This window comes from Pseudomonas reactans, assembly GCF_013387025.1.
In the GTDB taxonomy this organism is placed as follows: Bacteria; Pseudomonadota; Gammaproteobacteria; order Pseudomonadales; family Pseudomonadaceae; genus Aquipseudomonas; species Aquipseudomonas reactans.
On sequence record NZ_JACAQP010000008.1, the window covers coordinates 108,518 to 124,173 of the forward strand.

Genomic DNA, 15,656 nt, shown 5'->3' on the forward strand with positions numbered 1-15,656 from the left:
TGCCCACGGGCGGGTCGCTTGATGAAATGAGGAACGCATGAGCAAGCAGATTCTGATTCTCCCTGGCGACGGTATTGGTCCGGAAATCATGGCCGAAGCGGTCAAGGTGCTGGAACTCGCCAACAGCAAGTACAGCCTGGGCTTCGAGCTGAGCCACGACGTGATCGGCGGCGCGGCCATCGACAAGCACGGCGTGCCGCTGGCCGACGAAACCCTGGACCGCGCCCGCGCGGCCGACGCCGTATTGCTCGGCGCTGTGGGCGGCCCGAAATGGGACAAGATCGAACGTGACATCCGCCCTGAGCGCGGCCTGCTGAAGATCCGTGCGCAACTGGGCCTGTTCGGCAACCTGCGCCCGGCGATCCTCTACCCGCAACTGGCTGACGCGTCGAGCCTCAAGCCGGAAGTGGTCGCGGGCCTGGATATCCTCATAGTGCGCGAGCTGACCGGTGGTATCTACTTCGGCTCGCCACGTGGCGTGCGTGAGCTGGAAAATGGCGAGCGTCAGGCCTACGACACCCTGCCGTACAGCGAGAGCGAAATCCGCCGTATTGCCCGTGTCGGCTTCGACATGGCTCGCGTGCGTGGCAAGAAGGTCTGCTCGGTGGACAAGGCCAACGTCCTGGCCTCCAGCCAGTTGTGGCGCGAAATTGTCGAAGAAGTGGCCAAGGACTACCCGGATGTCGAACTGAGCCACATGTACGTCGACAACGCCGCCATGCAACTGGTGCGTGCACCTAAGCAGTTTGACGTGATCGTCACCGATAACCTGTTCGGCGACATCCTGTCCGACCAGGCGTCGATGCTCACCGGTTCCATTGGCATGCTGCCGTCGGCGTCTCTGGACACCAACAACAAGGGCATGTACGAGCCTTGCCACGGTTCGGCGCCGGACATCGCGGGCCAGGGCATTGCCAACCCGTTGGCGACGATTTTGTCGATCTCGATGATGCTGCGTTACAGCTTCAACCTGGCGGACGCGGCGGACGCGATCGAGAAGGCGGTGAGCCTAGTGCTGGACCAGGGCTTGCGCACCGGCGACATCTGGTCGCAGGGTTGCACCAAGGTCGGTACGCAAGAAATGGGCGACGCAGTAGTCGCCGCGCTGCGGAATCTGTAATCTCTCGGGCCCCCTTGCAGAAGTTTGCTGCAGGCGGCCCACTTTTTAACAAGGTGTAGTTGCGATGAAACGTGTAGGTCTGATCGGTTGGCGCGGTATGGTCGGTTCCGTGCTCATGCAGCGGATGCTGGAAGAGCAGGATTTCGATCTTATTGAGCCGGTGTTTTTCACCACTTCGAATGTGGGTGGCCAAGGGCCGTCTGTGGGCAAGGATATTGCCCCGCTCAAGGACGCCTACAACATTGAAGAGCTGAAAACCCTCGACGTGATTCTGACCTGTCAGGGTGGCGACTACACCAGCGAAGTCTTCCCGAAGCTGCGCGAAGCCGGCTGGCAGGGTTACTGGATCGACGCCGCGTCGAGCCTGCGCATGCAGGACGATGCTGTGATCATCCTCGACCCGGTGAACCGCAAGGTCATCGACCAGCAACTGGACGCGGGCACCAAGAACTACGTCGGCGGCAACTGCACCGTCAGCCTGATGCTGATGGGCCTGGGCGGCTTGTTCGAAGCCGGCCTGGTCGAGTGGATGAGCGCCATGACCTATCAGGCAGCCTCCGGTGCCGGCGCGCAGAACATGCGTGAGCTGATCAAGCAAATGGGCGCGACCCACGCGGCTGTCGCCGATCAACTGGCCGACCCGGCCAGCGCGATTCTCGACATCGACCGCCGTGTGGCCGAAGCCATGCGCAGCGAGGCCTACCCGACCGAAAACTTCGGCGTGCCATTGGCCGGTAGCCTGATCCCATGGATCGACAAGGAGCTGCCGAACGGCCAAAGCCGTGAAGAGTGGAAGGCCCAGGCCGAGACCAACAAGATCCTCGGTCGCTTCAAGAGCCCGATCCCGGTGGACGGCATCTGCGTGCGTATCGGCGCGATGCGCTGCCACAGCCAGGCGCTGACCATCAAGCTGAACAAAGACGTACCGATCAGCGATATCGAAGCCTTGATCAGCCAGCACAACCCCTGGGTCAAGCTGGTGCCGAACAACCGCGACATCAGCATGCAGGAGCTGAGCCCGACCAAGGTTACCGGCACCCTGAATGTCCCGGTGGGCCGCCTGCGCAAGTTGAACATGGGCAGCCAGTTCCTCGGTGCGTTCACCGTAGGCGACCAACTGCTGTGGGGCGCGGCCGAACCGCTGCGCCGGATGCTGCGGATCTTGCTGGAGCGTTGATCGCTTGAAGCAATAAGAAAAACCCGCGACTGGTCACAGGCGCGGGTTTTTTATTGGCCTCACCCCCAGCCACCCGGTAAAGTGCCGCTCCCCCCGCAATGCCCGAGGCAGCCCCCATGACCCAGACCTTTGAAATCGCCGTGATCGGCGCTACCGGCACCGTTGGCGAGACCCTGGTGCAGATCCTCGAAGAGTTGAACTTCCCGGTGGGCACCCTGTATTTGCTGGCGGGCAGCAATTCTGCCGGCGCATCGGTGCCGTTTCGTGGCAAGAACGTGCGGGTCAAGGAGGTCGATGAATTCGACTTCAATAAGGTGCAACTGGCGTTCTTTGCGGCGGGTCCGGCGGTCACCCTGAGTTTCGCCCCGCGCGCCACGGCGGCGGGTTGCTCGGTGATTGACTTGTCGGGCGCGTTGTCGGCCGAACAGGCGCCGCGCGTGGTACCGGAAGCCAATGCCCATGTGCTCGATGGCCTGGAAAAACCCTTCCGGCTCGGCAGCCCGAGTCCGTCGGCGACCCATTTGGCGGTAGTGCTGGCGCCCTTGCGCAGTATGTTGGATATCCAGCGCGTGAGCGTTACCGCCAACCTGGCGATGTCGTCCCAGGGGCGTGAAGCCGTCAGCGAATTGGCCCGGCAAACTGCCGAGCTGCTGAATATGCGCCCACTGGAGCCGAAACTGTTTGATCGGCAGGTTGCTTTCAATCTACTGGCACAAGTCGGCCAACCGGACGACCAAGGCCATACCGATCTGGAGAAAAGGCTGATACACGAATTGCGTGCAGTGCTGGAAACTCCATTGCTAAAGATTTCCGCAACCTGCGTTCAAGCGCCGGTGTTTTTTGGCGATAGCCTGACTGTGTCTCTGCAATTGGGCGCACCGGTCGACCTCGCCGCCGTGAACCGCCTGCTCGACGCAGCGACAGGAATAGAGCTTGTGGAAGAGGGTGACTACCCAACAGCGGTGGGCGACGCGGTCGGCCAGGACGTGGTCTATGTAGGACGGGTTCGCGCAGGTGTGGATGACCCGGCGGAACTAAATCTGTGGCTGACGTCAGATAACGTACGCAAGGGCGCCGCACTGAACGCCGTACAGCTGGCGCAGTTGTTGATAAAAGGCCTTGCGTAAAAGATACTTGGCGGCAATTTGTAGATTGATTCTAACCAAGCGCTATGCTTGGCCCCAGGCAGGAAAAGTTGCGCGTCGGTGACCTATCGGCTCGCCATGCCTTATGGCAGCGGTTACCAACCTTCTCGCAGGCCGGGGAGTGTTCAAACAAAGGATGAGGCTATGGTTCAAGTTCGCAAACTGGTGTTAGCAATAGCGGCCGCCTCGGCGCTGTCCTCCGGTATGGCGCAGGCGCTGCAGCTGGGGGAGATGACCCTCAAGTCGAAGTTGAACCAGCCGTTGGCGGTGGAAATCGAATTGCTCGACGTCGGTGGCCTCACCGCTTCCGAGATCACGCCGAGCCTCGCTTCGTCCCAAGCCTTTGTGGATGCAGGCGTTGACCGCCAGGCGTTCCTCGAAGACCTGACGTTTACCCCGGTGATCAACCCCAGCGGACGCAGCGTGGTGCGTGTCACCTCCAGCAAGCCGTTGCCCGATTCCTACGTACGTTTCCTGCTGCAAGTGCAATGGCCCAATGGCCGTTTGATGCGCGACTACAGCGTGTTGCTCGACCCGGCCAAATTCGACCAGCCTGCTCCGACGACCGCCGCGCCTGCCCCGCGCCTGGCGGCACCGGCCAGCAGCGCGCCCGCCGCAAGCAAGCCGGCACAGCACACCACCACCTCCCGCGACACCTTGTGGGAAATTGCCGCGAAGAACCGTAACGGCGGCTCGGTACAGCAGACCATGCTGGCGATTCAGGCGCTGAATCCTGACGCGTTTATCGACGGCAACATCAACCGTTTGAAGACCGGCCAGGTCCTGCGCCTGCCTGATCCCGTACAAAGCACCGCGCTGCCGCAACCCCAGGCGATCGCCGAAGTCAGCGCGCAGAACGCCGCCTGGCGCCAAGGCCGACGTGCCGCCACCAACCCGACGGCGGGCAAGCAGCAACTGGATGCCACCAAACGCACCCAGGCCGGCAATGCCCCGGCGAGTACAAACACCAAGGACAACTTGAGCCTGGTTTCTGCCGAAGCGGCCAAGAAGGGGATCAAGGGCAAGGCGGGCGATAGTGCGGGGTTGAGCGACAAACTGGCGATGACCCAGGAGCAACTGGACACCACTCGTCGCGACAACGAAGAACTCAAAAGCCGCGCGGCAGACCTGCAAAGCCAGTTGGATAAACTGCAGAAACTGATTCAACTGAAAAACGATCAGCTCGCGCGTCTGCAGGCTGAGAAGGGCGCCCCGACCGCTCCGGCCACGGCGACGATGCCCGCGCAGTTGGCGGGTGAGCCGGCTGCTGCTCCGACAGTGCCCGACGCCGCTGCTACCCCTGCGCCCGCCGCGCCAGTGTCTGAGCCGATCAAGGCGGATGCAGCGCCTGCCAGCACCGAAGGTAAATTCAACGACCTGCTGACCAATCCGATTGTGCTTGGCGTGATCGGTGGTGCCGCTGGCCTGCTGGTGTTGCTGCTCCTGCTGTTGTGGGCGCGCCATCGCAATGCGCGCCGCGAAGAAGAAAAGCACCTGCGCATGGCGCGCGCGCTGGCTGAAGAACCGGCGTTCACCTCGAATATCGACCAGGACTTGCCGCCAGACAGCTTCGAAGGCCTGGAAGTGCCGCCGCCAACCGTCAAGCTGGCCGCCGCTCCAGCGTCAGCGGTTGAACCAGCAGTTGCCGTGCCGACCGTCGCTTCCGTGCTGGCGCCTCTGGCGGTTGCCGTGGCCCCGGCGAACTCCAGCGATGCGCTGGCCCAAGCCCAGTCGCTTGTCGATCGTGGCCACCTGAACCAGGCTGCCGACGTGCTGGAACAGGCGATCAAACAGGAACCCAAGCGCAGCGACCTGCGTTTGAAACTGATGGAAGTCTACGGCCTGCAAAACGACAAGGACGGTTTCGTGACCCAGGAGCGTCAACTGGTGGCCAATGGTGACAACCATGCCCAGGTCGAACAGCTCAAGAGCCGCTTCCCGGCCATGGCCGTGCTGGCGGCAGGCGTCAGCGCCGCGGTGGCTGCGGCGGCCCTGGATGCTCAATACGTCAAGGATTTGCTGGAAGACAAACCCGCCCCTGCGGAGCCCGAAGCCTTCGACACCGATTTCGACCTGAGCCTGGACGAGCTGGAGGAAGCCTCCCCAGCCGAGCTCAAGGACGATCAGCAGACCTTCGAATCGCTGCTGCAACAGCAAACCGAAGCTCAGGCTGCTCCGGATGACCTGTCGGACTTCGACCTGGACCTGCAACTGGATGCACCGGCGTCGGCGCAATCGGATGACGACTTCCTCTCGGGCCTGGAAGAGCAGATGAAGGACGTGCCGGCTGTCGAGCCGCCCACCCTGACCCCTGCGGCGTTGGATGACTTCGACCTGCCGGAAGACTTCGACCTGTCCTTGGCCGATGAGCCGGAAGCTGCCGCCAAGCCTGACGCCTTTGCGTCCGAGCTGGATGACGTCAACGCCGAGTTGGACCGTTTGTCCCAGAGCCTGGAACATCCGTCCATCGAGCCTTCGTTCACCGCAGAAGATGCGGCGAAGGGCGACGATGAGCCGGAATTCGACTTCCTTTCCGGCACGGACGAGGTGGCCACCAAGCTTGACCTGGCCCAGGCTTATATCGACATGGGCGATGCGGACGGTGCGCGGGACATCCTCAGCGAAGTGCTGACCGAAGGCGACGAAACTCAGCGCGGCGAGGCCAAGGAAATGCTCGGCCGCATTTAACGGGCGACGCCTATCCAGTGTGGGAGCGGTCTTGCTCGCGAAGACGGCGTGTCAGTCAATGATGTTGTGACTGATCCGCCCCCTTCGCGAGCAAGCCCGCTCCCACATTTTGCTAGGGGCCAATCCGTAACAAAAGTGCCCATCACGCTTTACGGTCTTTATAATGGCCGCCTTTGCGCAACTCATCAGGCTCTCAGTTCTTGGCAAATATAGATAACGCGGCCGCCGAAATGGCGGCCGCAGGCTTTTACCGCATCGCCCTGGGCGTGGAATACAAAGGTTCGCGCTATCGCGGCTGGCAGCGTCAGGCGTCCGGCGTACTGACGGTGCAGGAAACCCTGGAGAAAGCACTGTCGAAAGTCGCTGATTCGCCAGTGTCGCTGATGTGCGCTGGGCGCACCGATGCAGGCGTGCACGCCTGTGGCCAGGTGGTGCACTTCGACACCCAGGCTGAGCGGTCCATGAAGGCCTGGGTGATGGGCGCTAATATCAATTTGCCCCATGACGTCAGCGTCAGTTGGGCCAAGGTCATGCCGGCGCATTTTCATGCGCGCTTCAAGGCCATCGCTCGGCGTTATCGCTATGTGATCTACAACGACCAGATCCGTCCGGCGCACCTCAACGAAGAAATCACCTGGAACCACCGCCCGCTCGACGCCGAGCGCATGGCCGAGGCTGCGCAGCATCTGGTCGGCGTGCATGATTTCAGTGCCTTCCGTGCCGGCCAGTGCCAGGCCAAGTCGCCGATCAAGGAAGTTCATCATCTGCGGGTGACTCGTCACGGCAAGATGATCGTGCTGGATATTCGCGCTGGTGCGTTCCTGCACCATATGGTTCGAAACATTGCCGGGGTGCTGATGACCATCGGCACCGGCGAGCGTCCGGTGGAATGGGCCAGGGAAGTGCTGGAAAGCCGTGTCCGCCGTACGGGCGGGGTCACGGCGCATCCGTTCGGCCTGTACCTGGTGGATGTGGAGTACCGCGACGAGTTCGAATTGCCGGAACGTTTTATCGGGCCACACTTCCTCACAGGTTTCAGCGAACTTGGCGGCTGACGCCCGGAAAAGCTTTTGTTACCATCCGGGACTTTCTCGGTCCAATCCCTGGGGTTTCCACGACATGTCAGCCGTTCGCAGCAAGATTTGCGGGATTACCCGCATAGAAGACGCGTTGGCGGCGGTCGAGGCGGGGGCGGACGCCATCGGTTTCGTGTTCTATGCCAAGAGCCCGCGGGCGGTGAATGTGGTGCAGGCGCGGGCGATCATCGCCGCCTTGCCGCCGTTCGTGACCACCGTGGGGTTGTTCGTCAACGCCAGTCGCTGCGAACTCAACGAGACCCTGGATGCCGTACAACTGGACATGCTGCAGTTCCACGGCGACGAAACGCCGGAAGAATGTGAAAGCTACCAGCGTCCGTATATCAAGGCGTTGCGCGTGAAGGCCGGGGATGACATCGCGGCAGCGTGTGCGGCCTATGGTGGCGCTCGCGGGATTCTGCTGGATACCTATGTCGAAGGCGTGCCCGGCGGTACGGGTGAAGCGTTCGATTGGTCGCTGATTCCCGAAGGCTTGAGCAAGTCGATCATCCTGGCTGGCGGGCTCAATCCCGCAAACGTCTCGGTGGCTATCGAGCAGGTCCGCCCTTATGCCGTGGATGTCAGCGGCGGCGTGGAGCAGGGCAAGGGCATCAAGGATCACGACAAGATTCGCGCATTTATGCAAGCTGTGCGCGGGATGTGACGGCTGGCAGTCTGCCGCCGTCCATAACTACCACTGTGTAAAACAGCCCGGCGCCGCCTGAGGGTGGCCTGGAAACGAAGTGGCAACCCTGCGCTGGCAGGTTGTCTGGAAGGCTGAGGATACATGCGGGAAAAGGCCGGTCGAACGTCTGACCCCGTCCAGCATGTGTCATCGCCACATATGAATTTAGCTCAAGGGCATACGCGGGGCTGTGTTCAAGCCACCGGTACTGGAGAAAGAAAGCATGAGCAACTGGTTAGTAGACAAACTGATCCCTTCGATCATGCGTTCCGAGGTGAAGAAAAGCTCGGTTCCTGAAGGTCTGTGGCACAAGTGCCCATCCTGCGACGCGGTGTTGTACCGTCCGGAGCTGGAAAAGACTTTGGACGTTTGCCCCAAGTGCAACCACCACATGCGTATCGGCGCCCGCGCCCGCATCGACATTTTCCTGGACGCAGAAGGCCGCAACGAGCTGGGTGCCGACCTGGAGCCAGTTGACCGCCTCAAGTTCCGCGACAGTAAGAAGTACAAGGACCGTCTGGTCGGCGCGCAGAAGCAGACCGGCGAGAAGGACGCGCTGATTTCCGTCAGCGGCAAACTGCTCGGCATGCCTGTGGTGGTATCTGCGTTTGAGTTCTCCTTCATGGGCGGCTCCATGGGTGCCATCGTCGGTGAGCGCTTTGTTCGCGCCGCCAACTATGCCCTGGAAAACCGTTGCCCGATGATCTGCTTCGCCGCCTCCGGTGGTGCGCGCATGCAGGAAGCCCTGATCTCCCTGATGCAAATGGCCAAGACCTCTGCGGTACTGGCGCGTCTGCGCGAAGAAGGCATCCCGTTCATCTCCGTGCTGACCGACCCGGTCTACGGCGGCGTTTCCGCCAGCCTGGCGATGCTGGGTGACGTCATCGTCGGCGAGCCCAAGGCCCTGATCGGTTTTGCCGGCCCGCGTGTGATCGAGCAGACCGTACGTGAAAAACTGCCGGAAGGCTTCCAACGCAGCGAGTTCCTGCTGGAGCACGGTGCGATTGACCTGATCATCCCGCGCGGTGAGCTACGTCCGCGCCTGGGCAACCTGCTGGCACAAATGATGGGCCTGCCGACCCCTGTGTACGTCGCGCCTAAAGTTGAACCGATTGTCGTGCCGCCGGTGCCTGCAAACCTATGACCCAACGTACCCTGGGCGAATGGCTCGCCTACCTTGAGCAGTTGCATCCGTCCGCCATCGACATGGGCCTGGAGCGCTCGCAACAGGTAGCGGCCCGCCTCGGGTTGGGCCGGCCGGCGCCGCGCGTGATCACGGTGACCGGCACCAACGGCAAAGGCTCTACCTGTGCCTTTGTCGCGGCGCTGCTGCAGGCCCAAGGGCTGAAAGTCGGCGTCTACAATTCCCCGCACCTGCTGCGTTACAACGAGCGTGTGCAGCTCAATGGTGTCGAAGCCACCGATGAGCAACTCTGCGAAGCCTTCGCCGCGCTCGATGCCGGCCGGGGCGAGATTTCCCTGACCTACTTCGAGATGGGCACCTTGGCGGCGTTCTGGCTGTTTGAGCGTGCGCAACTCGATGTGGTGGTGCTGGAAGTCGGCCTGGGCGGGCGTCTGGACACGGTCAACGTGGTGGATGCCGACCTGGCGTTGGTCACCAGTATTGGTGTGGACCACGCCGACTACCTGGGCAATACCCGCGAATCCGTGGCCTACGAAAAAGCCGGGATCTTCCGCCAGGGCAAGCCTGCGCTGTGCGGTGATCTGGATCCGCCGCATACCTTGCTCGACAAGGTGCGCGAGCTGGATTGCCCGTTTTTCCTGCGCGGTCGCGACTTCAATCTGGAAATCGGTGCGCAGTACTGGCAATGGCGTGGGCACGATGCTCGCGGCCAGGCCGTAGAGCTGTGCGACCTGCCGCTGCTGAACCTGCCAATGGAAAACGCCGCGCTCGCACTGCAGGCCTATCTGCTGCTGGATCTGCCGTGGAATGCTGAGCAGATTGCCGCCACCTTGCTGGCGACACGTGTAGTCGGGCGATTGGATCGTCGTGAGTTCCAATGGCAAGGCAAGCGCCTGAACCTGTTGCTGGACGTGGGGCATAACCCCCATGCGGCCGAGTACCTGGCGCAACGTCTGTCGCGCACGCCGCCCGTCGGTCGTCGCCTTGCAGTCTTTGGCTTGCTGGCCGATAAGGACCTGGACGGTGTGGTTGCGCCCTTGCTGGGCAATGTCCAGGCGTGGGCCGTAGCGCCACTGGATACCTCGCGCAGCCGTCCGGCCGCCGAGCTGCAAGTGGCCTTGCAGAACCTTGGTGCGCCGGTGGCGTCGTATGCAAGCGTGACCGCTGCCCTTGAAGCGCAGTGCGCCGTTGCCACCCCCGATGATGAGATTCTGTTGTTCGGGTCATTTTATTGTGTTGCCGAGGCGCTCGAGTGGTTGGCCCGGCGCTCCACGGAGGAAGCTGCACATGGCATTACTGGATAGCGCATACAAGCAGCGAATGGTCGGAGCCCTGGTGTTGGTGGCGTTGGCGGTGATTTTCCTGCCGATGCTGTTCTCGCGTCAGGACGAAGAGCGTCAGGTGGTCGTCGAAGCCCCGGTCGCTCCACAGGCGCCGGCTGTGCCGCAAGTGCAGGTCGAGCCGGTGGTGGTGCCTGAGCCTCAGGCCTTGCCGGAAGAAGAGCCGGTGCCGAGTGATGCGGAGGTTGCCGCCCAGCAAGCCCCGTCGATGCCGGTTCAGCCGAGCGTGCCGGTGGTCAAGCCAGCACCTGCGCCGACCGTAGCGGCCAAGCCTGCCGCGCCTGCGCCCGCACCGAAGCCGGTAGCGCCGCAACCGGCTGCACCGGGCAAACCGGATGTGGGGCAGAGCCGTATTGATCCGAATGGCCTGCCGATCAGCTGGTCTATTCAAGTCGCCAGCCTGGGCAATCGCGAAGGTGCTGACGCTTTGCAGAAGAAGCTGCGCAGTCAAGGCTACAACGCGTACATCCGCAGCGCTGATGGCAAGAACCGCGTGTTTATCGGGCCACTGATCGAGCGTGCCGAGGCGGATCGCCTGCGGGACTTGTTGGATCGCCAGCAGAACCTCAAGGGTTTTGTGACCCGTTTCCAGCCTGAGCGCGGCTGAATAACTGCCAGCTCCGGTTGGTAATGCGGTTCAAATGTGGGAGCGGGCTTGCTCGCGAATGCGATGGATTAGTTGACTTTTTGGTTGCTGGTCCAGCGCATTCGCGAGCAAGCCCGCTCCCACATTCGTTTTATGGTGGGGTTGAAATCGGATTCGGCCGCCACAAACTATTGATTTGCAAAGCAGTCGTAATCACAGCTTACCGATAGCCCGACGCTCTGCTAAAATGCGCCGCCTCATCTGTCCGTAGGCTGAACTGTGCCATTTACCTGGGTTGATTGGGCGATCGTCGCAATCGTCGCCATCTCCGCTTTGATCAGTCTAAGCCGCGGCTTCGTAAAAGAAGCACTGTCGTTGCTGACCTGGATCATCGCAGGAGTCGTAGCCTGGATGTTCGGCGGTTCATTGTCGGTCTACCTGGCCGGATACATCGAGACACCTTCGGCTCGCGTCATCGCGGGCTGCGCCATCATGTTCATCGCCACGCTGCTGGTGGGAGCAATGGTCAATTATCTTATCGGCGAGTTGATACGTGTCACCGGCCTCTCCGGGACCGATCGATTCCTCGGCATGGCCTTCGGTGCTGCGCGTGGCGCGTTGCTGGTGGTCGTGGCGGTCGGGCTGTTGAGCCTGGGGCCGGTACAGCAGGATTCGTGGTGGCAGGAGTCGGTACTCGTGCCAAAATTTCTATTGGTTGCAGATTGGTCCAAGAACCTCATTTTGGGGTGGAGCAGTCAGTGGCTGGCCAGCGGAATCAGCGTACCCGCTGATCTTCCGTTCAAGGAACATCTCTTACCGGCCAAAACGCCTCAGTAAGCTGTGTTCAGTCAAGATTCATTAAGTAGGGGTTGCGTCGCATGTGTGGCATCGTCGGTATCGTCGGTAAGTCGAACGTCAATCAGGCGCTGTATGACGCGCTAACCGTCCTCCAGCACCGCGGCCAGGACGCTGCCGGTATTGTGACCAGCCACGACGGCCGGTTATTCCTGCGCAAGGACAATGGCCTGGTGCGTGACGTGTTCCATCAGCGTCACATGCAGCGCCTGGTCGGGCACATGGGCATTGGTCATGTGCGTTACCCGACCGCCGGTAGCTCGACGTCGGCTGAAGCTCAACCGTTTTACGTCAACTCGCCTTACGGCATCACCCTGGCGCATAACGGTAACCTGACCAACGTTGAACAGCTGGCCAAGGAGATTTACGAATCTGACCTGCGCCACGTCAACACCAGTTCCGACTCGGAAGTGCTGCTCAACGTGTTCGCCCACGAGCTGGCCCAGCGCGGCAAGCTGCAACCGACCGAAGAGGACGTGTTCGCCGCCGTCACTGACGTGCACAATCGTTGCGTCGGTGGTTACGCCGTTGTGGCCATGGTCACCGGTTATGGCATCGTCGGTTTCCGTGACCCGCATGGCATCCGTCCGATCGTGTTCGGCCAACGTCACACTGACGAAGGCGTCGAATACATGATCGCTTCCGAAAGCGTGTCCCTGGACGTGCTGGGTTTCACCCTGATTCGCGACCTCGCGCCGGGCGAAGCGGTGTACATCACCGAAGACGGCAAGTTGCACACTCGTCAGTGCGCCGTGGCGCCGAAACTCACCCCGTGCATCTTCGAACACGTCTACCTGGCGCGTCCGGATTCGATCATCGACGGCGTTTCGGTGTACAAGGCGCGTCTGCGCATGGGCGAGAAACTGGCCGAGAAGATCCTGCGCGAGCGCCCAGAGCACGACATCGACGTGGTCATCCCTATCCCGGACACCAGCCGCACCGCTGCGCTGGAGTTGGCCAACCACTTGGGCGTCAAGTTCCGCGAAGGCTTTGTGAAGAACCGCTACATTGGCCGTACCTTCATCATGCCGGGCCAGGCGGCGCGCAAGAAGTCGGTGCGCCAGAAGCTCAATGCCATCGAGTTGGAATTCCGCGGCAAGAACGTGATGCTGGTGGATGACTCCATCGTGCGCGGTACTACTTGCAAGCAGATCATCCAGATGGCCCGCGAAGCCGGTGCGAAGAACGTGTACTTCTGTTCTGCAGCCCCAGCGGTGCGTTACCCGAACGTCTACGGCATCGACATGCCGAGCGCCCATGAGCTGATCGCTCACAACCGTTCGACCCAGGACGTGGCCGACCTGATCGGCGCTGATTGGCTGATCTACCAGGACCTGCCTGATCTGATCGAGGCGGTCGGTGGTGGCAAGATCAAGATCGACCAGTTCGACTGCGCCGTGTTTGACGGCAAGTATGTGACCGGTGATGTCGACGAGGCCTACCTGAACAAGATCGAGCAGGCGCGTAACGACTCGTCGAAGATCAAGACCCAGGCGGTCAGCGCGATCATCGACCTGTACAACAACTGAGTGACAACCGGCCCTGAGGGGCCGGTTTTGTATCTTAAATAAAGAATTGAGTAAGGAGTCGCAGCATGAGTCAGGAATGGGATGCCGGTCGGTTGGATAGCGACCTCGATGGCGTAGCTTTCGATACCCTGGCTGTGCGCGCCGGCCAGCACCGCACCCCGGAAGGTGAGCACGGTGACCCGATGTTCTTCACTTCCAGCTATGTGTTCCGCACCGCCGCCGACGCCGCTGCGCGCTTTGCAGGCGAAGTGCCGGGTAACGTGTACTCGCGTTATACCAACCCGACGGTACGCGCGTTCGAAGAGCGTATTGCGGCACTGGAAGGTGCTGAGCAGGCGGTAGCGACGGCCACTGGTATGGCGGCGATCCTGGCGGTGGTGATGAGCCTGTGCAGTGCTGGCGACCATGTGTTGGTGTCGCGCAGTGTGTTTGGTTCGACCATCAGCCTGTTCGAGAAGTATTTCAAGCGCTTCGGTATCGAAGTGGACTACGTGCCCTTGGCGGATCTTTCCGGCTGGGATGCGGCGATCAAGGCCAACACCAAGTTGCTGTTCGTCGAGTCGCCCTCCAATCCATTGGCTGAGCTGGTGGATATCGCGGCGTTGTCCGAAGTGGCGCATGCCAAAGGCGCGATGCTGGTCGTGGACAACTGCTTCTGCACCCCAGCGCTGCAACAGCCGTTGAAGCTGGGGGCGGACATCGTCGTGCACTCGGCGACCAAGTTCATCGACGGCCAGGGCCGTTGCATGGGTGGCGTGGTTGCAGGCCGTAGCGAGCAGATGAAGGAAGTCGTCGGCTTCCTGCGCACGGCTGGCCCGACCTTGAGCCCGTTCAACGCGTGGATCTTCCTCAAGGGTCTTGAGACCCTTAACCTGCGGATGAAGGCCCACTGCGCCAACGCCCAGGCTTTGGCCGAGTGGCTGGAGCAGCAGGACGGTATCGAGAAGGTGCATTACGCCGGCCTCAAGAGCCACCCGCAACACGAATTGGCCCAGCGCCAGCAGCGTGGTTTCGGCGCTGTGGTGAGCTTTGAGGTCAAGGGCGGCAAAGAGGGGGCCTGGCGCTTTATCGATGCGACTCGCCTGATTTCCATCACCGCCAACCTGGGTGACAGCAAGACCACCATTACCCATCCGAGTACCACTTCCCACGGGCGCCTGGCGCCGCAGGAGCGTGAAGCAGCGGGTATCCGTGACAGCCTGATCCGCATTGCGGTTGGCCTGGAAGACGTGGCTGACTTGCAGGCTGACTTGGCTCGCGGGCTGGCGGCCTTGTGATCGAGTGGTCCATGGAAGCGGCGGCTGCCACTAACGGCCGCGTTGCGCTGGTCACAGGTGCCGCGCGAGGCATTGGTCTAGGGATTGCCGCATGGCTGATCAGCGAAGGCTGGCAAGTGGTGCTGACCGACCTGGACCGCGAGCGCGGTTCAAAGGTGTCCAAGGTGCTGGGTGAAAACGCCTGGTTCATCAGCATGGACGTGGCCGATGAGAAGCAGGTGGCCCAAGGTGTTGCCGAGGTATTGGGGCAGTTTGGGCGCCTGGACGCGTTGGTCTGCAATGCGGCGGTGGCTGACCCGCGCAATATCACCCTGGAAAGCCTCGACCTGGCGTACTGGAATCGAGTGCTTGCGGTGAACCTCAGTGGGCCGATGTTGCTGGCCAAGCACTGTGCGCCTTACCTGCGCGCCCATGGCGGTGCCATCGTCAACTTGGCCTCGACCCGGGCTCGACAGTCTGAGCCGGACACCGAAGCCTACGCGGCGAGCAAAGGTGGTCTGCTGGCCCTCACGCATGCCTTGGCGATGAGCCTGGGGCCGGAAGTACGGGTCAATGCGGTCAGCCCTGGCTGGATCGATGCGCGTGATCCGGCTGCACGTCGTGCCGAGCCATTGAGTGATGCTGATCATGCGCAGCATCCGGCGGGCAGGGTGGGTACTGTAGAAGACGTGGCGGCGATGGTGGCGTGGCTGTTGTCGCGCCAGGCGGGGTTTGTCACCGGGCAAGAGTTTGTCGTGGACGGTGGCATGAGCAAGAAGATGATTTACAGCGAGTAGGGCGGGTAGCCGTCTTGAAGCAATTTTGTCTTTTTCAGAAAAACTTCAAGCAGGCTATTGACTTAGGTCCGATACCTGCGTAAATTTCGCGGCCTCAACGAAGCAAAGGGTGATTAGCTCAGCTGGGAGAGCATCTGCCTTACAAGCAGAGGGTCGGCGGTTCGATCCCGTCATCACCCACCACTTCTTGAGAGTTTTGCTCCAGGGCAAGACGCAACGTTAAAGGTTGCACCGACGCGCAGCGGTAGTTCAGTCGGT

Annotated in this window: 13 protein-coding genes and 1 tRNA gene; all 14 read left to right on the top strand. The window is 61.5% G+C overall.

Annotation, left to right across the window (positions count from 1 at the left end):
* Positions 1–37: 37 nt before the first annotated feature.
* The 14 genes from leuB to HX793_RS11740 all read left to right on the top strand — a co-directional run bounded on the left by leuB (position 38) and on the right by HX793_RS11740 (position 15,581).
* Positions 38–1,120: a 3-isopropylmalate dehydrogenase gene (gene leuB, locus HX793_RS11675; protein WP_177095553.1), complete on the top strand. Its 1,083-nt coding sequence runs from the start codon at positions 38–40 to the stop codon at positions 1,118–1,120.
* Between the two features lie 64 nt (positions 1,121–1,184).
* Positions 1,185–2,297, top strand: a complete 1,113-nt coding sequence (gene asd, locus HX793_RS11680) for an aspartate-semialdehyde dehydrogenase (protein WP_095016947.1) — start codon at positions 1,185–1,187, stop codon at positions 2,295–2,297.
* A 116-nt stretch (positions 2,298–2,413) separates the two neighbouring features.
* On the top strand, positions 2,414–3,424 hold the full coding sequence (locus HX793_RS11685; RefSeq protein WP_177052945.1) for an aspartate-semialdehyde dehydrogenase: 1,011 nt from the start codon (positions 2,414–2,416) through the stop codon (positions 3,422–3,424).
* Positions 3,425–3,586: 162 nt separating this feature from the next.
* On the top strand, positions 3,587–6,130 hold the full coding sequence (locus HX793_RS11690; RefSeq protein ID WP_177095555.1) for a FimV/HubP family polar landmark protein: 2,544 nt from the start codon (positions 3,587–3,589) through the stop codon (positions 6,128–6,130).
* A 230-nt stretch (positions 6,131–6,360) separates the two neighbouring features.
* The gene (gene truA, locus HX793_RS11695) at positions 6,361–7,185 is read left to right on the top strand and encodes a tRNA pseudouridine(38-40) synthase TruA (protein ID WP_020372639.1); all 825 of its coding nucleotides are present in this window, start codon (positions 6,361–6,363) and stop codon (positions 7,183–7,185) included.
* 64 nt (positions 7,186–7,249) lie between these two features.
* Positions 7,250–7,870, top strand: a complete 621-nt coding sequence (locus HX793_RS11700; RefSeq protein ID WP_177095557.1) for a phosphoribosylanthranilate isomerase — start codon at positions 7,250–7,252, stop codon at positions 7,868–7,870.
* Between the two features lie 244 nt (positions 7,871–8,114).
* Positions 8,115–9,035 (top strand): acetyl-CoA carboxylase, carboxyltransferase subunit beta, encoded by a 921-nt coding sequence (gene accD / locus HX793_RS11705; protein WP_016976632.1) that lies wholly within the window; start codon positions 8,115–8,117, stop codon positions 9,033–9,035.
* Complete coding sequence (gene folC, locus HX793_RS11710) at positions 9,032–10,339, top strand: bifunctional tetrahydrofolate synthase/dihydrofolate synthase (protein ID WP_177052943.1); 1,308 nt, start codon at positions 9,032–9,034, stop codon at positions 10,337–10,339. Before accD ends, folC begins: the two co-directional genes overlap by 4 nt.
* A complete protein-coding gene (locus HX793_RS11715) occupies positions 10,323–10,982 on the top strand; it encodes an SPOR domain-containing protein (RefSeq protein ID WP_177052942.1) in 660 nt (219 codons plus the stop codon). Before folC ends, HX793_RS11715 begins: the two co-directional genes overlap by 17 nt.
* 258 nt (positions 10,983–11,240) lie before the next feature.
* Complete coding sequence (locus HX793_RS11720; RefSeq protein WP_003192538.1) at positions 11,241–11,798, top strand: CvpA family protein; 558 nt, start codon at positions 11,241–11,243, stop codon at positions 11,796–11,798.
* Between the two features lie 41 nt (positions 11,799–11,839).
* On the top strand, positions 11,840–13,345 hold the full coding sequence (gene purF, locus HX793_RS11725) for an amidophosphoribosyltransferase (RefSeq protein WP_015884965.1): 1,506 nt from the start codon (positions 11,840–11,842) through the stop codon (positions 13,343–13,345).
* 65 nt (positions 13,346–13,410) lie between these two features.
* Positions 13,411–14,622, top strand: coding sequence for an O-succinylhomoserine sulfhydrylase (locus tag HX793_RS11730; protein ID WP_016976635.1), 1,212 nt, complete (start codon positions 13,411–13,413; stop codon positions 14,620–14,622).
* Between the two features lie 11 nt (positions 14,623–14,633).
* Complete coding sequence (locus HX793_RS11735) at positions 14,634–15,398, top strand: SDR family oxidoreductase (RefSeq protein ID WP_020372640.1); 765 nt, start codon at positions 14,634–14,636, stop codon at positions 15,396–15,398.
* 107 nt (positions 15,399–15,505) lie between these two features.
* Positions 15,506–15,581 (top strand) — tRNA-Val (locus HX793_RS11740).
* Positions 15,582–15,656: the final 75 nt, after the last annotated feature.